The sequence below is a fragment of the Nonomuraea sp. NPDC052265 genome (assembly GCF_044547985.1).
Classification (GTDB): Bacteria; Actinomycetota; Actinomycetes; order Streptosporangiales; family Streptosporangiaceae; genus Nonomuraea.
This window is the reverse complement of sequence record NZ_JBIUBJ010000001.1, coordinates 97,463-121,223: the sequence shown is the minus strand read 5'-3', so window position 1 is coordinate 121,223 and position 23,761 is coordinate 97,463. Positions and strand designations below refer to the sequence as shown.

Annotated in this window: 20 protein-coding genes, 1 tRNA gene and 2 riboswitches; of the genes, 6 read left to right on the top strand and 15 right to left on the bottom strand. The window is 71.9% G+C overall.

The genetic code is table 11. The annotated features are described in order from the left end of the window. Positions 1-38 precede the first annotated feature (38 nt). The 3 genes from ACIHAD_RS00565 (at position 39) to ACIHAD_RS00555 (ending at position 3,861) form a co-directional block, all read left to right on the top strand. Positions 39-1,781: a molybdopterin-dependent oxidoreductase gene (locus tag ACIHAD_RS00565; protein ID WP_397352168.1), complete on the top strand. Its 1,743-nt coding sequence runs from the start codon at positions 39-41 to the stop codon at positions 1,779-1,781. A 455-nt stretch (positions 1,782-2,236) separates the two neighbouring features. Continuing rightward, positions 2,237-3,595: a toxin glutamine deamidase domain-containing protein gene (locus ACIHAD_RS00560; RefSeq protein WP_397352167.1), complete on the top strand. Its 1,359-nt coding sequence runs from the start codon at positions 2,237-2,239 to the stop codon at positions 3,593-3,595. Continuing rightward, entirely contained in the window at positions 3,592-3,861 is a 270-nt protein-coding gene (locus ACIHAD_RS00555; RefSeq protein WP_397352166.1) for a hypothetical protein, read from the top strand. The genes ACIHAD_RS00560 and ACIHAD_RS00555 overlap by 4 nt, the downstream gene beginning before the upstream one ends. Positions 3,862-4,034: 173 nt before the next feature. Here the strand turns inward: ACIHAD_RS00555 and ACIHAD_RS00550 are convergent, their stop codons facing one another. From ACIHAD_RS00550 to bcp, 6 genes are all read right to left on the bottom strand, one after another. Then, complete coding sequence (locus ACIHAD_RS00550) at positions 4,035-6,524, bottom strand: ABC transporter permease (RefSeq protein WP_397352165.1); 2,490 nt, start codon at positions 6,522-6,524, stop codon at positions 4,035-4,037. A 1-nt stretch (position 6,525) separates the two neighbouring features. After that, positions 6,526-7,278, bottom strand: coding sequence for an ABC transporter ATP-binding protein (locus tag ACIHAD_RS00545; RefSeq protein WP_397352164.1), 753 nt, complete (start codon positions 7,276-7,278; stop codon positions 6,526-6,528). 107 nt (positions 7,279-7,385) lie between these two features. After that, positions 7,386-8,036, bottom strand: coding sequence for a response regulator (locus ACIHAD_RS00540; RefSeq protein ID WP_397352163.1), 651 nt, complete (start codon positions 8,034-8,036; stop codon positions 7,386-7,388). Further along, complete coding sequence (locus tag ACIHAD_RS00535; RefSeq protein ID WP_397352162.1) at positions 8,036-9,205, bottom strand: sensor histidine kinase; 1,170 nt, start codon at positions 9,203-9,205, stop codon at positions 8,036-8,038. Before ACIHAD_RS00535 ends, ACIHAD_RS00540 begins: the two co-directional genes overlap by 1 nt. A 232-nt stretch (positions 9,206-9,437) precedes the next feature. Beyond that, positions 9,438-9,520: transfer RNA gene (locus tag ACIHAD_RS00530), tRNA-Leu, on the bottom strand. 104 nt (positions 9,521-9,624) lie between these two features. Then, positions 9,625-10,098, bottom strand: a complete 474-nt coding sequence (bcp, locus tag ACIHAD_RS00525) for a thioredoxin-dependent thiol peroxidase (protein WP_397352161.1) — start codon at positions 10,096-10,098, stop codon at positions 9,625-9,627. Between the two features lie 151 nt (positions 10,099-10,249). On the opposite strand from bcp, the gene ACIHAD_RS00520 reads away from it, so the two are divergent. Then, positions 10,250-10,582 carry a DUF3618 domain-containing protein gene (locus ACIHAD_RS00520; protein WP_397352160.1) on the top strand — a complete coding sequence of 111 codons (333 nt, stop codon included), beginning with the start codon at positions 10,250-10,252 and terminating at the stop codon, positions 10,580-10,582. 21 nt (positions 10,583-10,603) lie between these two features. Here ACIHAD_RS00520 and ACIHAD_RS00515 read toward each other — a convergent pair whose 3' ends face one another. Beyond that, a complete protein-coding gene (locus ACIHAD_RS00515; RefSeq protein ID WP_397352159.1) occupies positions 10,604-11,797 on the bottom strand; it encodes an amino acid deaminase/aldolase in 1,194 nt (397 codons plus the stop codon). A 268-nt stretch (positions 11,798-12,065) separates the two neighbouring features. Between ACIHAD_RS00515 and ACIHAD_RS00510 the strand changes: the two genes are divergently transcribed. Then, the gene (locus tag ACIHAD_RS00510; RefSeq protein WP_397352158.1) at positions 12,066-12,644 is read left to right on the top strand and encodes a DUF6286 domain-containing protein; all 579 of its coding nucleotides are present in this window, start codon (positions 12,066-12,068) and stop codon (positions 12,642-12,644) included. Next, a complete protein-coding gene (locus ACIHAD_RS00505; protein WP_397352157.1) occupies positions 12,644-13,156 on the top strand; it encodes a hypothetical protein in 513 nt (170 codons plus the stop codon). Before ACIHAD_RS00510 ends, ACIHAD_RS00505 begins: the two co-directional genes overlap by 1 nt. A 370-nt stretch (positions 13,157-13,526) precedes the next feature. Here the strand turns inward: ACIHAD_RS00505 and ACIHAD_RS00500 are convergent, their stop codons facing one another. From ACIHAD_RS00500 to ACIHAD_RS00465, 8 genes are all read right to left on the bottom strand, one after another. Beyond that, entirely contained in the window at positions 13,527-14,903 is a 1,377-nt protein-coding gene (locus ACIHAD_RS00500; RefSeq protein ID WP_397352156.1) for an L-serine ammonia-lyase, read from the bottom strand. A 59-nt stretch (positions 14,904-14,962) separates the two neighbouring features. Beyond that, positions 14,963-15,352, bottom strand: coding sequence for a glycine cleavage system protein GcvH (gcvH, locus tag ACIHAD_RS00495; RefSeq protein ID WP_397352154.1), 390 nt, complete (start codon positions 15,350-15,352; stop codon positions 14,963-14,965). After that, positions 15,349-16,434 carry a glycine cleavage system aminomethyltransferase GcvT gene (gene gcvT / locus ACIHAD_RS00490; protein WP_397352152.1) on the bottom strand — a complete coding sequence of 362 codons (1,086 nt, stop codon included), beginning with the start codon at positions 16,432-16,434 and terminating at the stop codon, positions 15,349-15,351. Before gcvT ends, gcvH begins: the two co-directional genes overlap by 4 nt. Before the next feature lie 34 nt (positions 16,435-16,468). Further along, positions 16,469-16,567, bottom strand: a riboswitch (glycine riboswitch). Positions 16,568-16,587: 20 nt separating this feature from the next. After that, a riboswitch (glycine riboswitch) is annotated at positions 16,588-16,685 on the bottom strand. Positions 16,686-16,897: 212 nt separating this feature from the next. Then, entirely contained in the window at positions 16,898-18,271 is a 1,374-nt protein-coding gene (locus tag ACIHAD_RS00485) for a M28 family peptidase (protein ID WP_397353016.1), read from the bottom strand. 82 nt (positions 18,272-18,353) lie between these two features. Continuing rightward, positions 18,354-20,579 (bottom strand): M4 family metallopeptidase, encoded by a 2,226-nt coding sequence (locus ACIHAD_RS00480; protein WP_397352150.1) that lies wholly within the window; start codon positions 20,577-20,579, stop codon positions 18,354-18,356. Between the two features lie 291 nt (positions 20,580-20,870). Beyond that, on the bottom strand, positions 20,871-21,560 hold the full coding sequence (locus ACIHAD_RS00475; protein ID WP_397352148.1) for a gamma-glutamyl-gamma-aminobutyrate hydrolase family protein: 690 nt from the start codon (positions 21,558-21,560) through the stop codon (positions 20,871-20,873). Further along, positions 21,557-22,321, bottom strand: coding sequence for a 3-oxoacyl-ACP reductase (locus ACIHAD_RS00470; protein ID WP_397352147.1), 765 nt, complete (start codon positions 22,319-22,321; stop codon positions 21,557-21,559). The genes ACIHAD_RS00475 and ACIHAD_RS00470 overlap by 4 nt, the downstream gene beginning before the upstream one ends. A gap of 96 nt (positions 22,322-22,417) precedes the next feature. Next, positions 22,418-23,761, bottom strand: coding sequence for an aldehyde dehydrogenase family protein (locus tag ACIHAD_RS00465; protein WP_397352146.1), 1,344 nt, complete (start codon positions 23,759-23,761; stop codon positions 22,418-22,420).

Here is a 23,761-nt window from a genome sequence, read left to right as displayed (position 1 = left end):
TAAGAACATCCTGACGACGGGCGACGTAACGTCGTACCGTGCAGAAGAACGAGACGGTGCCCGCCTGGGCCGGCGCCCTGGCGGGGCTCACGGCCGGCGCGCTGGCGCTGGGGATCGCGCAGCTCGTCGCGGGGCTCGCGGGTCCTGAGACTTTTCCGGTGGTGGCGGTGGGGGACACCGCCGTCGACTTCACGCCCGCGCCGGTCAAGGACTTCGCGATCAACACCTTCGGGGAGAACGACAAGACCGTCCTCATCGGGGGCGTGCTCGTGGTGCTCGCCGGGATCGCGGCCGTGATCGGGGTGCTGGCCCGGCGGCGGTTGGTCTACGGATACGCGGGGCTGGCCGTTTTCGGGGTGGTGGGGGCGGTCGCGGTGCTCACCCGTCCGGGGGCGGTCGCGGTGGACGTGCTGCCGACGGTGGCGGGGGTCGTGTGCGGGGGGGCGGCGCTGGGGTGGCTGCTCCGGCGCGCCGGTGGCGGGCGAGGTGCGGTTCGGCCTTCCGCGGCCGGTACGGTTCCGGCCCCTGAGCGGCCTGAGGTTCCCCGGCCTGAGGTTTCGCGGGCCGAGGAGCCTGAGGTTTCCCGGCCTGAGGTTTCGCGGGCCGAGGAGCCTGAGGTTTCCCGGCCTGAGGTTTCGCGCGCCGAGGGTTCCCCGGTTGAGGGCGGGGGCGTGGAGCGGCCGGCCGTGATGCGGGCCGGGCCGGGGGAGCGCGGCTTCGACCGGCGGCGGCTGATCACCGGCGTGGCGGGCGGGGCCGTGGTCGCCGGGGCGGCGGCCGTGCTGGGGCGGCAGTTGGGCGGGCAGCGGGAGCTGAACACGGCACGGGTGAACATCGCGCTACCCAGGCCCGCGACGCCCGCAAGGCCACTTCCGGCCGGTACGGACTTCCACATCCCCGGCCTGTCCTCCTTCATCACGAAAAATCGGGACTTCTATCGGGTTGATACGGCCCTCGTCGTCCCCCAGGTGGACCCGCGCACCTGGAAGCTTCGCATCCACGGCATGGTGGACAAGCCGGTCGAGATCACCTACGCCGAGCTGCTGAACCTGCCGCTCACCGAGGCCGACATCACCCTGACCTGCGTCTCGAACGAAGTGGGCGGCCCGTACGTCGGCAACGCCCGCTGGCTGGGCGTCCGCATGACCGACGTGCTGCGGCGTGCCGGGCTGCGATCGGGTGCCGACATGCTGCTGTCCACGTCCGACGACGGCTTCACCTGCGGCACCCCCGTGGACGTCGTGATGGACGGCCGCGACGCGCTCTTCGCGATCGCCATGAACGGCGAGGCGCTCCCCTTCGAGCACGGCTTCCCCGTACGCCAGGTCGTGCCCGGCCTGTACGGCTACGTGTCGGCCACCAAGTGGGTGGTGGACGTCAAGGTGACCAGGTTCGACCGGGACGAGGCGTACTGGACGCCGCGCGGGTGGGCAGCCAAGGCGCCGATCAAGACGGCGTCGCGCATCGACGTACCGAAGAGCGGAGACTCCCTGAAGGCCGGGCGCACGACCATCGCCGGGGTGGCGTGGGCCCAGCACACCGGGGTGGACGCCGTCGAGGTGCGGGTCGATCGCGGCGAGTGGCGGCAGGCTCGGCTGGCCGCCGTGCCGGGGCCGGACACCTGGCGGCAGTGGGCGCTCGACTGGGACGCCACCCCCGGGGAGCACACGATCGAGGCGCGGGCGACGGACGCGGCGGGACGTACCCAGACCGAGCAGCAGGCGCCCCCCGCGCCCGACGGCGCCAGCGGATGGCCCGCGGTGACGGTCCAGGTGGCCTGATTCGCGGACGTTTGCGCAGATAAAGCCGGTGGTCCGGACGGATAATCTTCCTCACTTCACCCTCCGGGACGCGACGACGGCCCTACGATCGGTCGTCCAAGCAGGACAGGAGGCAGGACGTGTTCCGCGAACGCAAGTCGAGCGTCCGAGGGGTCCTTCCGGAGGGGCAGTACAACCCGGTGGTGGGGGAGGGGGTCCGGTGGCTCGACTACGAACGTGCCGCCGAGGACGTCCCCGGCGACGCGCCCGCCGCCACCGAGGCCCCCTCTTCCCGTGAGGGCTCGGCTCCCTTGGCGCCCCCTCCCTCCCACGCCGGACACAGCCCCGCGGAGGGACCCACTCCGCCGCCCGGCCTCCCCGCGCAGGCCCCACCTTCCTCCCACCCGGCCCCCGCCCCTGACACGACGCAAGCCGCGGGCACGCCCTCACCTTCCGTCACGACCTCCGCATCGGACGTGGCCGCAACTTCCGACGTCGGCTCCGACCAGGGCGCGGCCTCGGCTTCGAGTGTGACCACCGCCTTCGGCGTGGCCTCCGCCCTGGACGTGCTCACCGGCCTCGCCACCCGTCCGGCCGCGCCACCGTCCGGCCGGGGCCGCCCCGGCACGCCGTACGGCCTGATGTTCAGCCTGGACGCCCTGAACCGCCTCGCCGCACAGGCCCCCACCGTCGGGGAGACGCGGACGAACGCGCATGACCTTCGGGAGGAGCCGTCGGGCGCGCCCGACGGCCGAGAACTCCTCGGGGAGGGGGCGCCGGGCGTGACAGCCCCCTCGCACACGGACCGCGATCCGCACGAGGCCGCACCGGCGCCGGGCGACCCGCACAGGACCGGCCTGCGCGGCGCCGACCCGGGGGCAGGTGAGGTGTCTGTTTCGGCAGGAGCCGACGCAGTGGCGAACGGGGGCGGTCTCGACGCGAAGCCGGGGAGCGGTCCCGGTGGAGCCGGTCCGGATGGGATTGGGCCCGGCAAGGCAGAGGTGAACGGCGGTGGCGCTGATCCCGGGGCCGTGGCGACGGAGGCCGGTTCGCGCGACGGTGAGTCGGGAGTTCGGCGGTTCGGGGTGGCGGCCGGCGGGATGCGGCCGTTCGAGCTGGGGAGGAGCGGCGGGGCCGCGGTCGGCTCCGGGCGCGAGGGAGGCGGGCGGCATCCGCTGGAGGTCCGGATCGACCGGACGAGGAGCGGGGCCAACGCCGACTGGTTCGAGGGGAGTCGCAGGCCACCGAGGCTGGTCGAGTCCCGGCCGTACGGGCTGCCGGGAGGGCTGGCACAGCCGGACCCGCAGGTCGAACGGGAGCTGAGGCACGCGCTGGAGGGCGGGGCCAGGTTCCCCGACCCGCGTGGCACCTGGGTCAGGCTGATCAACGGCGGCGGCCCGGCGGACGACCCGTTCCGGGCCTCCAACGCCGCCGACTGCGCCCTGGCCGTGTTGTCCACCTGGCACGGCGAGCCGGCCACCGCCGCTCCCCGGCTCCCCGAGTACGACGGGATAGGCCGCCCGCTGCTCACCGGCGAGCAGGGGGGAGCGGCCAGGATCGAGCGGTGGACCGGTCAGCGCTTCCAGTACGCGGGCCAGGGGCGGCACGCCTACCCCATGGTCTCCCGGAGGCTGATGGAGGCCGGGCACGGCGCGAGCGCGGTCATCGTGGTGCGCTGGCCCGGCGGCGGCTCGCACGTCTGGAACGCGGTCAACTCCGGCAGCGAGGTGATCTGGATCGACGCCCAGCGGGGGCACATGTCGGTCGAGCCGCCGTACGCGACGGTGACGGGGGTGTTCTGCATGATCCTCGACCGGCAGGGGCGGCCACGATGAACATGGACCAGGCCAGGGCGCTGGCGGAGGAGTACTTCAACGGGACCCGCCCGCCGGACGAGCCGCTCTCGGTGGGCCTGTACGGCTTCCACGACGGATATGTCGCCTGGATCCGGGAGCTCGACCCCGACGATCCCACCACCTTGCCGGAGACGATCGGCGGGGCCTGCATCGTGATCGACAAGGCGTCGGGGGAGGTCGTCGTCCGGCCGCTGCTCGATCCCGAGACCGTCGCGGAACTCTGGCCCGGCCGCACGCCCCGCTGATCGCCCGACACCCCGTGAGGCCGGGCGCCGCCCCCATGGGGCGCCCGGCCCGCCGGCACGAACGTTGGCCGCGCGGCCCCGGCGTCCCCCACGACACCTCGTCCCATGAGGCCGCGCAGCCCCTGCGCGTACCTTCTATCCTGATATTTCGCTTTTATTCGGTTTTATCGGGATCAGCCCGTGGCCAACGACCCCACGATCGACGCCCTGGCCGCACGCCGCGCCGGCACCACGGCGGCCAGCACGCCCGCCAGCCCCGAGAGCACCACGAACAGCGCGATCTGCCCGAGCGGCGCGGAGAAGACCGCCCCGGGCAGCATCGCCCGTACCGCGGCCCAGCCGAACACGCCGCCCAGCACCACGCCGACCAGCGCCCCGATCAGGCCGAGCATCAGCGCCTCGACGGAGAGCATGCGCCGCAGCTGCGGCCGGGTCAGCCCGAGCGCCCGCAGCAGTGCCGACTCCCTGGTGCGCTCGTGCACCGACAACGACAGGGTGTTGGCGATGCCCAGCAGCGAGATCAGGATCGCCAGCCCGAGCAGCCCGGTGACAATCATGAGCAGCATGTCCAGGGTCTCGTCGAACTGCCCGCGTACCTCGGTCGAGCTGGCCATCTGGACGGTGGGATGGGCCGCGATCGCGGCCATGACCACCTGGCGGGCCTGGTCGGCCGCCACGCCGTCGCGGATGTTGATCATCACGCGGGAGTCCGGCACGCGGTCGTAGTAGGTGTCGAACGGCCGCTCGGCGACGGTGAGCGGCGGCAGGGTGGAGTTCGTCCCGGCGAGGACGGCGACGACCTTCAGCGGCACCGACCCGGCCCGCTCGGTCCTGACCGTGACCGTGTCGCCGACCTTGACGCCCAGCGCGGAGGCCGCGTGGTCGAGCAGGGCGACCTGCCCGGCCGACAGGCCCGCCATCGAGCCGGACAGCACTTCGGGGGTGACGGTCCCGTGGTAGGTGCCGATGTCGAAGCGCCGGTCGCCCACCTTGCCCGGGGTCTCGCGGATCTGCAGGACCGAGGCCAGCTCGGGCCGGCCGCGCAGCTTCTCGGCCACCGACCGGGGCACCCCGCTGTCCTGCACCTGGCCGGCCAGCATGTAGTCGACGGGGAACTGCTCGTCGAGCTTGTTCCACACGGTCAGCCGGGTGGAGGCGCTGAGCACCGAGATCAGCGTCATCAGCGTGACGCCGATGGTGAGCGCGACCGTGGTGGTGGCGGCGCGCCGGGGGTTGCGGGCCGAGTTGTCCAGCGCGAGGCGTCCGGGCACGCCGAACAGCTTGGCCGGGACCCAGCCCACCACCGCGCTCAGCGGCCTGACCAGCACCGGCCCGAGGATCAGCACGGCCAGGAAGACCAGCGCGCCGCCGGCCATCACGACGAACAGCGTGCTCGGCTCGCCCGCCGGCAGAGCCGCCACGCCGAACGCGGTCGTCCCGGCCCCGGCCAGCAGGAACAGCCCGGCGAACACCCAGCGCAGCAGGCCGGTGCGGAAGTCCTGCTCCTCCGGCTGGGCGCGCAGCGCCGCGACCGGCGGCACGTGGGTGGCCGCCCGTGCGGGCAGCAGGGCCGCGAACATGGTGACCACCAGGCCGACGGCCAGGCCGATGCCGATGGTGACCGGCGTCAGCGCGACCGCCGCGTCGGTGGGCATGGGGGCGTCGAACGCGGCCAGCAGCGTCAGCGCGAGCACGGCCAGCCCGTACCCGGCGAGCAGGCCGAGCGCGGAGGCGAGCAGCCCGACCGCGAGCGACTCCAGCACGATCGAGCCGAACACCTGCCCGCGCGTCGCGCCGATGCAGCGCAGCAACGCCATCTCGCGGGTGCGCTGCGCGACGAGGATGGTGAAGGTGTTGTAGATGACCAGCGCGGCCACCATCATCGCCACGGCCCCGAACAGCAGCAGGCCGACGGTCAGCGTGCGCATCGACAGCCCGGCCGAGGCCGCCAGGTCGTCGGCCAGCTCCGCGCCGGACTTGACCTCGTACGCGCCGCCGAGCGCCGCCGCGACGGCCTGCTTCAGCCCGGGGGCCGAGCCGGCGACGTCGATCTCGCGGTAGCCCTTCGCGCCGGTCATGCGCTGCGCGGTGGCCGCGGTGAAGCCGACCGCGCCGGTGAAGGACAACTCCAGGTCCACGCCGGGGTCGAGCAGGCCGACCAGCCGGAACCGCTGCGGCGCCTGCTCGCGGTCGAGCACGGTGATCGTGTCGCCGAGCCGCAGGCCCTGCGACTTGGCGGTGTTCTTGTCCAGCACGGCCGCCTGGTCGTCGCTGCCGGGGCCGGTGCCCGCGACGATCGAGGTGCGGTCCAGCGGGCCGGGGACGATGGACAGGGCCGTGGTCGGGCTGCTGCCGACCGCCCTGCCGTCCTTGCCGAGCAGCGGCGCGGGGGCGCGGATCAGGCCCTGTGCCTCGGTCACGCCCGGGAGGGCGCGCACCCGTTCGAGCGCCTTGTCCGGCAGGACGCCGTCGCGCTCCTTGGGCAGGACGGCCACGTCCACCTTGTCCGCGTCGGCGGTGACGCGCTGGGAGAAGCCCGCCTGGATGGTGTCGTTCAGCACGAACGTGCCCGCGATGAAGCCCACGCCCAGCGTGATCGCCAGCGAGGTGAGCAGCAGCCTGAGCTTGTGCGCGCGCAGCCCGGCCAGCGCCGTCTTCAGCACCTCAGCCCTCCAGCTTCACGAGCGTGTCCAGGACCGCCTGCGGCGACGGCGAGGTGATCTCGGTGACCAGCTCGCCGTCGCGCAGGAACACCACCCGGTCGGCGTACGCCGCCGCGACCGGGTCGTGCGTGACCATGACGATGGTCTGGCCCAGCTCGCGGACCGAGGTGCGCAGGAAGGAGAGGATCTCCGAGCCGCTGCGCGAGTCGAGGTTGCCCGTGGGCTCGTCGGCGAAGATCACCTGCGGCTTGCTGATCAGGGCCCTCGCCACGGCCACGCGCTGCTGCTGGCCGCCCGACAGCTCGCTCGGCCGGTGCCCGAGGCGGTTCCGCAGCCCGACGGTGTCGATGACCCGGGCGAACAGCTCCTCGTCCGCCTGCCGGGCGGCGATGTCCAGGGGCAGCCTGATGTTCTGCTCGGCGGTCAGCGTGGGCAGCAGGTTGAACGCCTGGAAGATGAAGCCGATCCGCTCCCGGCGCAGCAGCGTGAGCTGCCGGTCGGCCAGGCCGGTCAGCTCCACGTCACCGATGTGCACCGTGCCCGAGGTGGCGGTGTCGAGGCCGGCCAGGCAGTGCATGAGCGTCGACTTGCCGGAACCGGACGGCCCCATGATCGCCGTGAAGGCGCCGGTCGCGAAGGCCACGTCCACGCCGCGAAGGGCGTGGACCTGGGCGTCGCCCTGGCCGTACACCTTGGTCAGGGCCTTGGCCACCACCGCGGGCGGGGCCGCGCGCCAGGACTCGGTGAGGGTCACGTTCACTCCTTGTCGCAATTTCTCGTCGCGACCAACGCTAGGAGTGGAAAGTTCAGGATTTGTGGGCCCTGAGGAGGGACTTCGTGTAGGACCTCAGACGACCCCCGTCAGACTTTCGGCCGATGCGAGGGCACGACGAGCCCCGCCTCGTACGCGTACACGACCACCTGGGCCCGGTCCCGCAGCCCCAGCTTGGCCAGTACGCGGCCCAGATGCGTCTTCACGGTGGCCTCGGCGACCTCAAGGCGGTTGGCGATCTCCATGTTGGACAGGCCGCGGGCCACCATGAGCAGCACCTCCCGCTCGCGCGGGGTCAGCTCGGTCGCCGCGGGCAGCTCCTCCACGGGTAACTGGGCGGCGAACCGGTCGAGCAGCCTGCGCAGCGTGCGCGGCGAGACCACCGCGTCGCCCGCGTGCACCTGCCTGATGGCGTTGACGAGGTCGGCGGGCGGCACGTCCTTCAGCAGGAACCCGGCCGCGCCCGCCTTGACCGCGGCCAGGGCGTACTCGTCGAGGTCGAACGTGGTCAGGATGAGCACCTTCGGCCCGTCGATGCGCCTGGTCGCCTCGACGCCGTCCATGCGCGGCATGCGGACGTCCATGAGCACGACGTCCACCTCGACGCGTTCCAGCAGCTCCAGGGCCGCCTCGCCGTCGCCGGCCTCGGCCACCACGTCGATGTCGGGCTGGGCGCCGAGGACCATCTTGAACCCGGCCCGCAGCAGTTCCTGGTCGTCGACCAGCATGACTCTGATCATCACGCCGCCCTGGCCGTCGGGAGGCGGGCCAGCACCTCGAAGCCGCCGCCGGTCAGGGGGCCCGCCGAGACCGCGCCGCCGTACATGCCGACGCGTTCGCGCATGCCGATCAGGCCGTGCCCGTCGGGGCTGCGCGGCGCGGCGGCGCCCCGGCCGTCGTCGGTCACCCGGACGACCAGCTCGGGGCCGCCGTAGTCGATCTCGACCCGCGCGTGGACGTGCGGGCCGCCGTGCTTGAGCGCGTTCGTCAGCGCCTCCTGGACGATGCGGTAGACGGCGAGCTGCTGCCCTTCGGGAAGCTCGCCGGGCACGCCGCCGATCCGCAGGCTGGCGGGGACGCCGGCGCCGCGTACCAGCTCTTCGAGCTGTCCCAGGCCGGGTTGCGGGGTGTACTCGGTGTCGTCGTCCTCGCTCTCGCGCAGCACGCCGACCATCCTGCGCATCTCGGCCAGGGCCGCCCGCCCGGTCTTGGAGATGTTCCGTACGGCCAGCCGGGCCTGCTCGGGGTCGCTGTCGAGGGCGAAGCCGGCGCCGTCGGCCTGCACCACCATCACGCTGACGTTGTGGGCCACCACGTCGTGCAGCTCCCTGGCGATCCTGGTCCGCTCGGCCGCCGCGGCCATCCTGGCCTGCTGGTCGCGTTCGCGCTCGGCCCGTTCGGCGCGTTCCTCCAGCCCTTCGAGGTAGCGTCGGCGGGTGTTGGCGTACAGGCCGGCGAGCCAGATGGTGACGACGAAGATCGAGCCGCTGAAGAACATGCCGAAGGTGGCCACGGACCAGTTCACCAGCGCCAGGAAGATCCCCAGCTCGGCCACCAGCCCGGCCGCCAGGGCCCATCGGAAGGCGCACTCGGAGGCGACCGTCCAGAGCGCCACCATGACCGCGAGGTTGGCGGGCAGCGGGTCGACGTGGGCCAGCCACTGGCCGAAGGAGAGCAGCGCGACCGCCGCGTACGCCGCCAGCGGCCTGCGCCGCCAGAGCAGCGGCAGCATCAGCAGCACCGAGAGCGCCACGTAGCCGGGCACGCCCAGGTATCTGCTGCCCTGCGCCGGGGTGAGCCAGGCGTAGGGAATCGCCAGGAGCAAGCTGAAGACGGCGAGGGGGGCGACCCGCAGGACGCTCGCCAGCCCGCCGTGGCGCCTCGACCACGCCCGTACCCTGCCGAACACATCATCACGATATGTAAGCCCCGCCGGGGGTTTGTCCGCCTCAAGGGGGAAGTCCGACTACGACCCAGGTCTTACATGGGTCTTACGGCGGACCGGGCATGGTGGTTCATGGGAGCGCCCCTCGCGGGCGAGTAAAGGGAGATCGTGATGGCGGATCATGATCGAGACGCGGGTCGCGCGGTGAAGAGGAAGCACCGCGCGACCCGACCTCCCGAGCCGCCGCCGGTGCGTGTGCGGGCGGGGGGACTCGAACCCCCACAGTGTCTCCACCAACAGGACCTAAACCTGCCGCGTATGCCATTTCGCCACGCCCGCGATCCCGCCGAGGCGGGCTGGGAACAGCTTAGCGCTCCGGCCGTCGCCGGGCAGCCTTCCGCGACGACCGCGGGCCCCTGGTGCGCAGGGCCCGCGGACCGGGGTCAGGCCAGGCCGAGCTTCTTCTTGAGCGAGGCCACGTGGCCGGTGGCCTTCACGTTGTAGAGCGCCTGCTCGATCTTCCCGTCGGCGTCGATCACGAACGTCGAGCGGATCACGCCGATCATCTCCTTGCCGTAGAGCTTCTTCGGGCCGTACGCGCCGTACGCCTGGTGGACGGCCAGCTCCGGGTCCGACAACAAGGGGAAGGTCAGGGCGTCGCGGGCGACGAACTTGGCCAGCTTCTCGGGCTTGTCCTTCGACACGCCGAGGACGGCGAAACCCTCGCCGGTCAACTGGCTCAGGTTGTCACGGAAGTCGCAGGCCTGTTTGGTGCAGCCCGGCGTCATCGCGGCGGGGTAGAAATAGAGGATCACCCTCTTGCCGCGAAGGCTGTCGAGGGAGACGGTGCCGCCGTCGGCGGTGGGTAGCGTGAACTCGGGCGCGGCGTCGCCGGGCGCGAGCTTGGTCTCTGTCATGGGCCCTCCTGAGTTCTCCCGGCAAACCTACCGGCCTGGCCGCTGTGCCGTACGGCACGCCGACCTGACAGACTGATCACGACCAGAACGGACGGAGCTCGCGACGGACCGCGTGGCGGGCGCGACCACGCGTACGGTCGGAAGGAGAGCCATGGCTGACACCGATCCCGACGAGTTGGAGCGGCGGATCGCGCGCACGCGCGCGGAGTTGGCGCAGACGGTCGACGCCATCGCCGACCGGGTGAGCCCCAAGCGGGTCGCCGAGCGTACGGTCGCCGATGTCAGGAGCAGGGCGGGCCACCTTGTGGCGTCCGTGGGGGACGCCCTCGGGGTGACCGCCCGCCCGGTCGACTACGGCGACAAGCCCGAAGGGGTGTGGGACGAGGAGCAGCCCAACCTGGCGCCGGTGCTCATCGGCGTCGGCGCGGTGCTGGTCGTCGGCGCCGCGATCGTCCTGTTCCGGCGCAGGCGCCGCCGGCGCTGAACACCGGGGCCGGGGCCGGGGTCACAGGAACGTCCTGCCCTCGCCCCGGTACGTGGGCACCGACTCGGCCAGGGCGTCGCCGTCCACGAGGTGGAGGGTGTCGAAACGCTCGCACATCTCGCCCGCCTTGGCGTGCCTGAACCACACCCGGTCCCCGACCCGCAGCTCCTGGGCCGCCTGGCCCAGCAGCGGGGTCTGCACCTCGCCCGCGCCCTCGTCCTGCGCGTACCGCAGGCCGGCGGGCAGGTACGGCTGAGGCAGGCGGCTCGGCCCGGGAGGGCCGGAGGCGAGGTAACCGCCACCCAGCACCGTCACCGTGTCCGGCCCCGGGCGGCGGACGACCGGCAGCGCGAACAGGGCCGCCGGACGCCCGCTGAAGCGCCGGTAGAAGTCGAACAGCCGCGGGTGGAAGAAGCCCGAGCCGGCGGCGACCTCGGTGACCGCCTTCTCCCTGACCGTCGTCTCGATCGAGCCGGTGCCGCCGCCGTTGACGAACTCCAGGTCGGCGACCTGGCGTACGGCGTTCACGACGCGACCTCGGCGGACGATCAGCTCGCGGGCCGAGCGGGCCTGCATGAGCCGGACGACCCGGGCGAAGGCGGCGTTGCCCGGCGGGGCGTCGCCGACCCCGGCGATCTGCGCCTCGTAGGCCATGAGCCCCACCAGACGGAACCCGGGACGCTTGGCGATGGCCGTGGCCAGCTCGGCGGCCTGGTGGGGCTCGCGTACGGGGGAGCGGAGCGCGCCGGCCCGGAACTTGCCGCCGAGTGCGACGTAGCCGGCGTCCAGGTCGAGGGAGAGCCGCAGTTCGGCCCTGGGGTGCACGTCCGACACGGCCCTCTCGACGAAGTCGAGCTGCTCGCGGGAGTCGACGGTGATCGCGATCTCGGCGGCGGCGCGCGGGTCGGCGGCCAGGGCGGCGAGCGCCTGCCGGTCGGCCGTCGGGTAGGCGACCAGGATGTCGGTGAAGCCCTCGCCGGCCAGCCACAGGGCCTCGGGGAGGGTGAAGGCCATGATGCCGCGGAAGCCGTCCATGGCCAGGATGCGTTCCAGGACGGCGCGGCTGCGTACGGACTTGCTGGCCACCCGGATGGGCTTGCCCGCGGCGCGGCGTACCAGGTCGGCCGCGTTGGCCCGCATGGCCGCCAGGTCGAGGATCGCGAAGGGCGGTTCGAGCGCCGCGGTGGCGCGGTCGTAGCGCTGGCGGTCATCCATAGCAGCAGGGTAACGGCATATCGGGCTAATGAATATGAGGGGGGTTCATATTACTTCGCGGCCCCGGGGCGGCAGGTGGCAGGTGGCCCGGCGGTCCTGTCCGTGGGGGGCGTCCTCGTTGACCGCGCTCTATGCGGGCGGTGTGACGCCGGAGAGGTTCGCATTCCTTGGTGCGGCCGTAATGATCGGGCAAATGGGCGGCGAGGGCGCGGACGCGGCCCCCGCGCACCCATGTACGTCTGTCGTTGTGATGACCACGCTTCAGCAGATGGTGCCCGCAGCCATCACCGCCCAGCACACCGGGCTGCGCAGGGCGAGAAGGGCGCTGAGACCGGCACGTACGCTGCCCGGCGCCCTCGTCGCCCTCTTCCTGGCCGCCGTGCTGGGCGCGACGACCGCCGAGGTGGTGACGTCGTTGCTCGGCAAGCCGCTCGGCTGGGTCCCGGTGAACGAGGCGATCGAGCTGGCCGGCGCGCGGACGTGGCCGCAGGTCTCCTCCGCCGCGCTGCTCACCGCCGGGGCCGGGCTGCTGATGTTGCTGCTCGCGATCGTGCCGGGACGCTCCAGGACGGTCCCGGTCGAGACGTCCGACCCGCTCGTCGTCATCGGCATCACCCGCGCCGGGCTGCGCCGGACCCTGCGCTCGGCCGCCCAGAAGGCGAACGGCGTGGACCGGGCCCGCGTACGGCTGCGCCGGCGCACCATCGAGGTCACCGTCCTGACCGGGCCGGAGAGCTCGGGCGCGATGCTCCGGCAGGTCGGCACGGCGGTCGGCGACCGGCTGGCCGGCGTCGGCACGCTCGGCACCGGCGAGGTCGTCGTCCGGTTGCGCAGGAAGGGCGTGTGATGCGGCAGTACACGGGCAACCGCGTCGGCCTGGCCCTGGTCGGGCTCACCCTGCTGGGCGCGGGCGGCTACGGCTGGCTGCGCGGCCGGGGCCTGCTCTTCGACCTGCCGCGCAACGCCAAGGTCCTGCCCGCCGAGTTCGCCCGTACGCTGGCCGCCGACCCCTGGACGTTGTGGCTGTTGGCCTTCGCCATGCTGATCCTGGCCATGCTCGCCGTGCGCTGGCTGCTGCTCAGCCTGGGGTGGGGCCGCCGGGGCGCGGCCAGCGGCACCGGCACGGCCATGCTGTGCGTGGGCCTCAAAGGCGTGGACGGCCTGGGCCGGGCGGGCGTACGGGTCGCCGACAACGGCCTGCGCGTCGCCCTGACCTGCCCCTCCGACGCGGACGTCGGCGCGGTGGTGACCAAGCTCGACCAGGACATCGTCGGCCGCATCCGCCGTGAGGTACGCGACGACGAGACGCCGGCGGTCGTCCGCGTCCACGTCCGCCGCCAACCGGCCGAGCGCCGCTGACCACTCAACCGGCTGCTCGTACCTGAAGGGAGAAGGCGCGGACCAGCGCCTTCGTCGTCGAATCCGATCGGGAGGTCGTCATTCACCGCATCATCGGCGCTTTCGCCGCCGCAGCCCTCGCTCTCACCTTCGCCACGCCCGCCGCACACGCGGCGACGGGTGACGGTTTCCCGCTGATCCCCTGCAAGATCGGGGACGACGGCCAGATGCACTGCGTGGGAGACCACCTGGCCGGCCTACTGGCCCAGGCGCTCAGCCCCGCGTTCGGCCTGGTCTGCGTGGACGAGCACACCACCACGGTCATCTGCCGCTCGTCCGCCTGACACGCAGGACGACCAGGGCTCCTCCCACCCGGAGGGGCCCTGACGCGTCAGCACTCGATCACGTTGACGGCCAGGCCGCCGCGTGAGGTCTCCTTGTACTTGTCCAGCATGTCGCGGCCGGTGTCGCGCATGGTCTTGATGGCCTTGTCCAGCGCCACGAAGTGGCGGCCGTCGCCGCGCAGCGCGATCCGGGCGGCCGTGATGGCCTTGTTGGAGGCCACGGCGTTGCGCTCGATGCACGGGATCTGCACCAGGCCGCCGATCGGGTCGCAGGTGAGCCCCAGGTTGTGCTCGATGCCGATCTCGGCGGCGTTCTCCACCTGCTCGGGGGTGCCGCCCATGACCTCGGTGAGCCCGGCCGAGGCCATCGAGCAGGCCGAGCCCACCTCGCCCTGGCAGCCGACCTCGGCGCCGGAGATCGAGGCGTTCTCCTTGAACAGCACGCCGATCGCGGCCGCCGTGAGCAGGAAGCGCACCACGCCGTCGTCGTCGGCTCGCGGGACGAACCTGGTGTAGTACGTCAGCACGGCCGGGATGATGCCGGCGGCGCCGTTGGTGGGCGCGGTGACGATGCGGCCGCCCGCGGCGTTCTCCTCGTTGACGGCCAGGGCGAACAGCGCCACCCAGTCCATCGCCTGGAGCGGGTCCTTCTCGGCCGACTCGGCCTGCAGCCGCCGGTGGAGCTGGTTGGCCCGGCGCTTGACCTTCAGGCCGCCGGGCAGCACGCCCTCCTTGGCGATGCCGCGCCGCACGCACTCCGACATCACGCGCCAGAGGTTGAGGATGCCCGAGCGGATCTCCTCCTCGGTGCGCCCGAACGCCTTCTCGTTCTCCAGCATCAGGGCGGAGATCGACAGGCCGGTGTTCGAGCAGTGCTTGAGCAGCTCCTCGCCCGAGGCGAACGGGTACGGCAGGACGGTGTCGTCGGGCTTGATGCGGTCGGCGCCCGTGGCCTTCTCGTCCACGACGAAGCCGCCGCCGACGGAGAAGTAGACCTTCTCGCGCAGGGTCTCGCCCTGCTCGTCGCGGGCGGTGAAGCGCATGCCGTTGGGGTGCTCGGGCAGGGAGATCTTGCGTTCGAAGACGAGGTCCTGGCCCACGACGAAGGGGATCTCGCGGGCGCCGAACAGCGTGACCGTGCCCGAGGCGCGCATCTCGGCCAGGCGGGCGTCGATGGAGTCGACGTCGACCAGCTCGGGCTTCTCGCCGGACAGGCCCAGCAGCACCGCCTTGTCGCTGCCGTGGCCCTTGCCTGTCAGGCCGAGCGAGCCGTACAGGATGACCTCGACGCGGGCCACGCGGGGGAGCAGGCCGTCGTCGTGCAGTCCGCGGGCGAACTTGTGCGCGGCGGCCATCGGGCCGCCGGTGTGGGAGCTGGACGGTCCGATGCCGATCTTGAAGAGGTCGAAGACGCTGATCGCCATTGATGGGCGCCCTTCAGTTCAGAAAAAGCCGGGGCCCGACGCGGGCCCCGGCGTCGATGTCAGGACTCGCCCGAGGTGAGCGCCGTGTACTCCTCGGCGGACAGCAGGTCCTCCGCGTCGCCTTCCATGCGGACGCGGAACATCCAGCCGTCGCCGTACGGGTCGGTGTTGGCCAGCGACGGGTCGTCGACCACGGCCTGGTTCACCTCGACGATCTCGCCGCCGACGGGCGAGTAGATCTCGCTCACCGACTTGGTGGACTCGACCTCGCCGACCGAGTCACCCGTCTCGACGGTCGCACCGACCTCGGGGAGCTGCACGAAGACGACGTCACCAAGAGCCTCGGCGGCGAAGGCCGTGATGCCGACGGTCACGGTGATGCCGTCGTCCACGCCCGACACCCACTCGTGTTCCTTGGTGTAGCTCAGGTCGTCAGGGATGTTGCTCACTTGTTCCTCCTGTAGAAGGGCAGCTCGACCAGGTCCATAGGTTCTTGGCTGCCCCGGATGTCCACGGCCAGACCTGTGTCGGCCCCGGTGTCCACGTAGGCCATCGCGATGGGCTTCCCCAGGGTCTGGGAGGGCGCACCGCTCGTGACCTCGCCGACGACGGCGCCGTCGCGGGTGACCGGGTAGCCGTGACGCGGCACCCGGCGGCCCTTGGCGACCAGGCCGACGAGGCGGCGGCGGGGCTGGTCGTCCTTGACCGCCTCCAGTGCCGCCCTGCCGACGAAGTCACCGGGCTTGTCGAATTTCACCACTCTGCCCAGCCCCGCGTCGAACGGGGTCAGGTCGGAGCTCAGCTCGTTGCCGTAGAGCGGCATGCCGGCCTCCAGCCTGAGGGTGTCGCGGCTGGACAGGCCGGCGGCCTTGAGCCCGTACGGCTCGCCCGCCGCCTCCAGGGCGCGCCAGAGCGGCACGGCGTCCTGGTTGGCGACGAACAGCTCGAAGCCGTCCTCGCCGGTGTAGCCGGTACGGGCGATGAGCGCCTGGCGGCCGTCGACCTGGCCGGGCAGGCCCGCGTAGTACTTGAGGCCGTCGAGATCGGCGTCGGTGAGCGTGGCCAGGATCTCCTGGGCCCTCGGGCCCTGGATCGCGATGAGGGCGTACTGCTGGGAGCGGTCATCGACCACCACGTCATACGACTTAGTGCGATTTTTCAGTTCATCCGCGACTTTGTCGGAGTTCGAGGCGTTGGCCACCACCATGAACTCCTCGTCCGCCAGCCGGTAGACGATCAGGTCGTCGAGCACCCCGCCGCGCTCGTCCACGATCATCGTGTACCTGGCCCGGCCGGGCACGAGCGCCGACAGGTGGCCGACCAGCGCGTAGTCGAGGGCGTCGGCGGCCTGCGGGCCGGTCAGGAAGATCTCGCCCATGTGCGAGAGGTCGAACAGCCCGGCCGCCTCGCGTACGGCTTTGTGCTCCGCCGACTCGCTGCCGTACCGGAGCGGCATGAGCCACCCGGCGAAGTCGGTCAGCGTGGCGCCTAGGGCCTCGTGGACGTCTCGTAGCGGCGTAGGTCGGGACATTTGTCGCACCTCAGGACAGGATTGGATGCCAGCATCCTCCCCCTCTGTCATGGATGCCTGAGAGCTTCGCCCGAGTTTTACCGGACTTTCACCTTCGGCGAGGCCCCAGGGCCTGCTTTCCAGAGGTCACCTCCCCGTAAGAACGCCTTACAGGGCTGCCGCGCGGTCCTTTGCCTTGAGAGGTTCGCGGGGAGGGCTTGCTCCTTCAGGGACCCTGACCGGATGTCAGAGTGCTCTCCCGCACGGTTTCGCCGGTGATGTCCGTCAGCCTAGTGCCGTCATGGGGGTGTTGTCGCGCTTCGCCCCTGTATCTGGCAGCACACCGCACGCAGCGAAAAGCGGCCGCGGCCCCGGAGAGGCGGGGCCGCGGCCGCGTTGGTGGCCGCGCGCGAGCCGGTCATGGCAGGTCAGCTCGCACGCGGCGGCCTGGAGGCGGGCCGGTGCGAACCGGCCCGCGTGCGGATCAGGCGCGCGCCCAGAGGGCGGGCACGTTCGGCGGCTCCCAGCCCGGCAGGCTGGTGTGCGCCTGGAGGCAGCGGTAGCCGACCCCCTGGTAGGTGACGACGTCCCCGGCCGTGTACGGCTTGTAAGCCGTCCAGGTGGTGCCCTGGCCGTCCCCTCCGACGGTCAGGGTGAAGGAGGCGGAGTGGTCCGCCGTCGCCCCGTCGCCGTTGATCCCTATGGTGTACGTCCCCGCCGCGACGCCGCTGGTGGTGGCGACCGTGACGGTGGACGACTGGCCCGCCTGGATCGTGGACGGGCTGAAGGAGACGGTGACCCCGCTCGGCACGTTCCCGGCGGAGAGCGCGACGCTCTGCGCCTGGCCGGACGTGACCTGGGTACTGACCGCCGCGGTAGCCGACTGACCGGCCTGGACCGATGCCGACGACGGGGTCACCGAGATCGAGTAGTCGTTCTCCGTGGGCGTGCCGGTGCCCACGGCGAGCTTCCATATGGCGTACGCGATGGCGTCGGTGTTGCGGTCGAGCGCCGTGGTGTTGACGGCGCTCGGGTAGCTGTCGCACGCGCTGTGGTAGCAGCGGTCGAACGCCTGCCCGGCCGAGCCTCCCCACTTGGCGGCCTGCGCCGAGCTCTTGACCGCCCCGGCCCCCGTGGCCAGGCCGCCGACCCGTACGCCGGCGCTCTTGAACGAGGCGTGGTCGCTGCGGCCGTCGCCTTCCCTGTCCCCCTCGGTCTGCAGGCCGATGGTGGCGAAGTAGTCGTTGAAGGTCCGCTGGATCGCCGCGTCGTCGTCGTAGACGAAGTAACCGGCGTTGGTCGAGGCGATCATGTCGAAGTTCAGGTACACCTCGACGCCGCTCGCGCCGCCGTTCTGGACGTAGTACCTGGACCCGACCATGCCCGCTTCCTCGGCGCCCCACCAGCCGAACCGCACGTGCTTGGTGAGCGTGGGCCTGCGGGCGGCGAGGGTGAGGGCGTTCTCCAGGAGCGCGGCCGAGCCGGAACCGTTGTCGTTGATCCCGGGTCCGGCCGCGACGCTGTCGAGGTGGGCGCCCAGCATCAGGGTCTGGTTGGCCGGGCCGCCCGGCCAGTCGGCGATCAGGTTGCTGCCGCCGCTGAAGCTCTGCACCCGGGTGGTGAACCCGGCCGCGTCGAGCTTGCCCTTGATGTAGTTGATCGAGGCGGTGAAGCCCGGCCTGCCCGAGGCGCGGTTGCCGCCGTTGCTCGTGGCGATGGACTGCAACTGGCTCAGATGCGCCGTCACGTTCGAGACGGGGATGTCGGGCGCGGGGTCGGCGGCGGCGCCGGCCGGTCCGGCCGGCGTGGTGAGGGTGAGGGCGAGCGCGGCGGTGGCCGCGGCGCCCAGCCTGAGCATGGCGTTCACGATCTGTGGCTCCTGAAGGGGGCTCCAAAGGGGCTGGGCGGCCACCCCGGCGTGACCGCCCAGGTCGTGCGACTTAGACCGGCTGCCAGAGGGCAGGGGTGTTGGGCGGCTCCCAGCCCGGCAGGCTCGTGTGCGCCTGGAGGCAGCGGTAGCTGACGCCCTGGTACGTGACGGTCTGTCCGGCCGTGTAGGCCGTGTAGGTCTGCCACGTGGTGCCCTGGCCGCCGCCCACCGTCAGGCTGAAGGAGGCGGAGTGGTCGGCGCTCGCGCCGTCGGCGTTCAGATTGATCGTGTACGTGCTGGGCGTCACGCCGCTCGTGGTCGCGAACGTCACCGTGGACGACTGCCCGGCGGTGATCGTGGACGGGCTGAAGCTGACCGTCACGCCCGAGGGCACGTTGCTCGCCGACAGGGCGATGCTCTGCGCCTGGCCGGCGGTGACCTGCGTGCTGACCGTGGCGGTGGCCGACGAGCCGGCCTGCACCGAGGCCGACGACGGGGTCACGGCGAACGCGTAGTCGTTCGGCGAGCTCTGCCCGATCTGCAGGTTGTAGGTGGCCTGCCGGTCCACGTCGGTGCCGTCGGCCGTGATCGCGATCGAGTGGTTGCCCTGCGGGCTGCTCGCCGAGGTGCTGATCGTCAGCGTGGAGGTCTGGCCCGCGGTGATCGTGGCGGGGCTGAACGAGGCGGTCACGCCGGCCGGCAGGGTGCCGGTCCGCAGGGTGATCGACTGCGCCGAGCCGCCGGTCACGGTGGTGCTGACCGTGGCCGTGGTGGACTGGCCCGGCGTGACGCTGCCGGAGGCGGGGTTCAGGTTGACCGAGAAGTCGTTGCTGCCCTGGGTGCAGCTCGGCTCGCCGGACTGGGCCCGTACGCTGACGCCGTCCCAGGCGTTCTTGACCACGTTGAACTCGGTGCAACTGCCCGGGTACAGGGTCTTGGCGGCCTGGAGGGTGGCGACCCTGGCCTTGGCGTGCGTCCACGGCTGGGTCTTCGTGTTCAGCGCGGACATGAACACCTCACCGGCCTTGCGGATGCCGATGCCGGTGATCGCGGCGCCGTTGTCGCACCGGGTGCTCGCGGGCTTGCCCGAGGGGTTGGTGCCCTCGGCCACGAGGTAGAACCAGTGGTTCTGCGGGCCGGCCGCCGCGTGCACCTCGGTGCTGGGGATGGAGGCGCTGTAGCAGTTGGGGTGGCTGAGGGCCGACGGGTTGTACATGTTGCGGATCGGCCCGGCCCCGGAGAGGTTGACCTCCTCGCCGACCAGGTAGTCCGGCGGGTCGTTCGGGTTGTTGGCGTACGCCTCGGTGAGCGCGCCGAAGATGTCGCCGGTGGACTCGTTCATGCCGCCGGTCTCGTTGCCGCTGCCCGAGCCGCCGCTGGTGAACTGGAAGATGCCGTGGCCGAACTCGTGGCCGACGACGTCCATCGACGTGAGCTGCTGGGAGTTGGCGGAGTTGTGGCCGAAGGAGCCGTACTGGCCGTTCCAGTAGGCGTTGACGTCGGCCAGGCCGACGCGGGCCGGGTAGCCGCCGCCCTGGCCGTTGATGCCGTTGCGGCCGAGCCAGGCGCTCAGCATGTCCCATTCGCGCTGCGCGGCGTACAGGGCGTCGACGCAGGCGGTCTCCAGGTTCGTGCCCGAGCCGTTGCCCCAGGTGTCGGTGGTCTTCGTGTACGGCGAGCCGTTCTGGCCGCCGCACGCCACGCCGCTCCTGCGGGGGTCGCGCATCGTGTACGCGGGGCTGGTGTCGATGGTGACGGTGCCGACGTAGTAGCTGTTGCCGGTGCCGTCGCGCACCTCGTCCCAATCGTCGATGACCCTGCCGGTGAGGGCGTCCACGTAGACGTGGAGCTTGGTCTCGTGGCCGGTGGCGTTGGCGCCGGTGACCAGGACCTCCCAGGCCAGCCGCGGGGTCGTCGTGGTGGCGTGGACGGACAGCACGGGCGTGGCGACGGTCTCGACCCTGGCCACCTTGGCCCTGGCCGTCACCGCGGCCTGGGCCGCGGTCACCTTCGCCTTCGTGCCGATCCCGATCTTCGTGCGCTGTCCGGTGGCGACCGTGTCGACCACCGCGCCGGACGCGTCCGTGGCGACGACCACGTCGCCGCCGTATACGGGCAGGCCCGCGTGCTCACGGGCGTAGGTCAGGTACTGCAGGCCGCGGACGCCTTCGACGGTGGACGTCAGCGTGAACGTGTCCTGCTCGGATGCCAGCAATGCCGCCGAGTCGGCCAGGATCGCGTTGTGTGCGGTCGCGATCGCGTTCCTGCGCTCGTCGGGGCTGGGAGGATCGGCCACCTGCGACGCTTGGGCCGCGGCGCTCGTGGCGCCCACAAGCGAGCTGGCGGTCAGGGCTAGCGCGAGCATTGCGGCAGCCCCCAACCTGAGTTTGGGGTTCACTCTCTGGCTCCTCAGGGGGGTGTGGAGTGGAAGAGCCCCGGCCGGCTGGGGATGAACACAGGGTGACACCGGGATGGCGCGGCCCGGTACCCAACAAGTTTCCTATAACGCGGTGATATGGCCCCCTGAGCTGGGATTTCGTGCCGTTTGAGGTCACAGAAAAGGTAAAGAAGCTTTCCAGTAACGGCCTCAGCAGGCCGCCGTGAACGCCTCGAAGAGCGCCAGGCCGTCGCCCGCCTCCGGATGCCACTGGACCGCCACCGCGAACCCGGCGGCGTCGAGCTCCACCGCCTCGATCGTCCCGTCGGCGGCCGTGGCGGTGACCGAGAGCCCCGGGGCGAGCCGGTCGATGGCCTGGTGGTGGTAGTGCGGGACCGTCACCGGGTCCGTGCCGAGCGCCTTGGCCAGGCGGCTGCCGGGGACGGGCGCGACCGGCAGGTGGCCGAACTCGCCGGGCGCGGGCGAGTGGCCGGTGTGCCCGGTCACGTAGGGCAGGTGCTGGTGCAGGCTGCCGCCGAGCAGCACGTTGAGCACCTGGAGGCCCCGGCAGACGCCCAGGAACGGCAGCCCCGCCTCCAGGGCCGCCGACAGGAGGGCGAACTCGGCCTCGTCCCGGAACTCCCGGACGTAGCCGGTGCGCTCGTGCGGCGCCCGGCCGTACCTGGCCGGGTCCACGTCGCCGCCACCGGCCAGGAGGAGACCGTCGAGCCGGCCCACGACCTGGGCGGGCTCGCCGGCCGGCGGCAGCAGCACGGGCTGCCCGCCGGCCTGGACGACCTTCTCGACGTACATGTACGGCAGGAGCGCGACGGGCAGGTCCCACACGGTGAACCGGGCGGGCTCCACGTACGTCGTGATCCCGATGACCGGACGGGTCACAGCGGCGTCACGTACGCACCGGAGATGCCGCCGTCCACCAGGAACTCGGCCCCCGTGATGAAGGAGGCGTCGTCGCTGGCCAGGAACGCGACGGCGGCGGCGATCTCCGACGCCTCGGCGAAGCGGCCCACGGGGACGTGCACCAGCCGCCGCTGGGCCCGCTCGGGGTCCTTGGCGAACAGCTCCCGCAGCAGCGGCGTGTTCACCGGCCCCGGGCACAGCGCGTTGACCCGGATGCCCTCGCGGGCGAACTGCACGCCCAACTCGCGCGACATCGCCAGCACGCCGCCCTTGGAGGCCGTGTACGAGATCTGCGACGTGGCCGACCCCATCACCGCCACGAACGACGCGGTGTTGATGATCGAGCCCTTGCCCTGCCGCCGCATGTACGGGATGGCGTGCTTGCAGCACAGGTAGACGCTGGTCAGGTTGACCTCCTGGACGCGGCGCCAGGCGTCGAGGCCGGTCTCCAGGATCGAGTCGTCGTCGGGCGGGGAGATGCCGGCGTTGTTGAAGGCGATGTCCACGCTGCCGTAGGTCTCGTGGGCCGTGGCGAACATCCGGACGACGTCGTCCTCGCTGGTCACGTCGGCCTTGACGAAGAGGCCGCCGACCTCGCCCGCCGCCTTGGCGCCCGCCTCCTCGTCGATGTCGACGCAGACGACCCTCGCGCCCTCCTGCGCGAACCTGCGCGCCGTGGCCAGCCCGATGCCGCTGCCCGCGCCGGTGATGACGGCCACCCGGTCCTGCAATCGCTGCACTGTACCTACTCCCTGTCCAATTGGTCGTTCACCTTCCTCGTTCGCTTCGCGAAGTGCCTCGTTCCTCAGCCCTTCACTCCGCTCACTGCGTCCGGTTCACTCCCATGAGATGAAGACGTTCTTGGTCTCGGTGAAGGCGGTCAGGGCGTCCGGGCCGAGCTCCCGGCCGAGTCCGGACTGCTTGAAGCCGCCGAACGGGGTCCAGTAGCGCACGGAGGAGTGCGAGTTCACCGACAGGGCGCCCGACTCCACCGCGCGGGCCACCCGCAGCGCCCGGCCGACGTCGCGCGTCCAGATGGACCCGCTCAGCCCGTACGGGGTGTCGTTGGCGATGCGCACGGCCTCCGCCTCGTCGGTGAACGGCACCACCGACACGACCGGGCCGAAGATCTCCTCGGTGAAGGCGCGGTCGGTGACCTTCGAGGTGAGCACGGTCGGCGGGAACCAGTAGCCCTTGCCCTGCGGGCAGTCGCCCTGGAGGTAGGGCGTGCCCTCGACGAAGCCGCGGACCCGTTCCAGGTGCTCGGCGCTGATCAGCGGGCCCATCTCGGTGGACTCGTCGAGCGGGTCGCCGACCTTGACGCCGCGCACCGCCGCCGACAGGCGCTCCAGGAACTCGTCGTACGCCTCGGCCTGGACGAGGATGCGCGAGCGGGCGCAGCAGTCCTGGCCGGAGTTATCGAAGACCGCATAAGGAGCCGTTTTTGCCGCTTTTTCGAGATCCGAGTCGGCGAAGACGATATTTGCGGACTTGCCGCCCAGCTCCAGCGTCACCCGCTTGACCTGCGCCGCCGCCTTGGCGGCGATCTCCTTGCCCACCTCGGTCGAACCGGTGAACACGATCTTGGCCACGCCGGGATGCTCGACCAGCCGGGCGCCCGCGACCTCCCCTGCCCCGGGCAGCACCTGGAGCACCCCCTCGGGGAGGCCCGCCGCCAGGGCCAGCTCGGCCAGCCTCAGCGCCGTGAGCGGCGTCCATTCCGCCGGCTTGACGATCACCGTGTTGCCCGCCGCCAGCGCCGGTGCGACGCCCCACGACATGATCAGCATCGGGAAGTTCCACGGCACGATGACGCCCACCACGCCCAGCGGCTCCTGGAACGTGATGTCCACGCCGCCGGGCACCGGGATCTGCTTGCCGTGGTTGCGCTCGGGGGCGGCGGCGTAGAAGTGCAGCACGTCGCGGACGGCCCCGGCCGCCCAGCGCGCGTTGCCGATCGGGTGCCCGGCGTTGTCCAGCTCCAGCCGGGCCAGCTCCTCGCCGTGGGCGTCCACCAGGTCGGCGAACCGGCGCAGCAGCCGCGCCCGGTCGCCCGGCGCCACCTCCCGCCAGCTCCGGTACGCCTTCGCGGCCCGCTCCACCGCCCGGTCGACCTCGGCCGCGTCGGCCATCTCGACCTCGGCGACGACCTCTTCCGTCGCCGGATTAACGATCTTCAT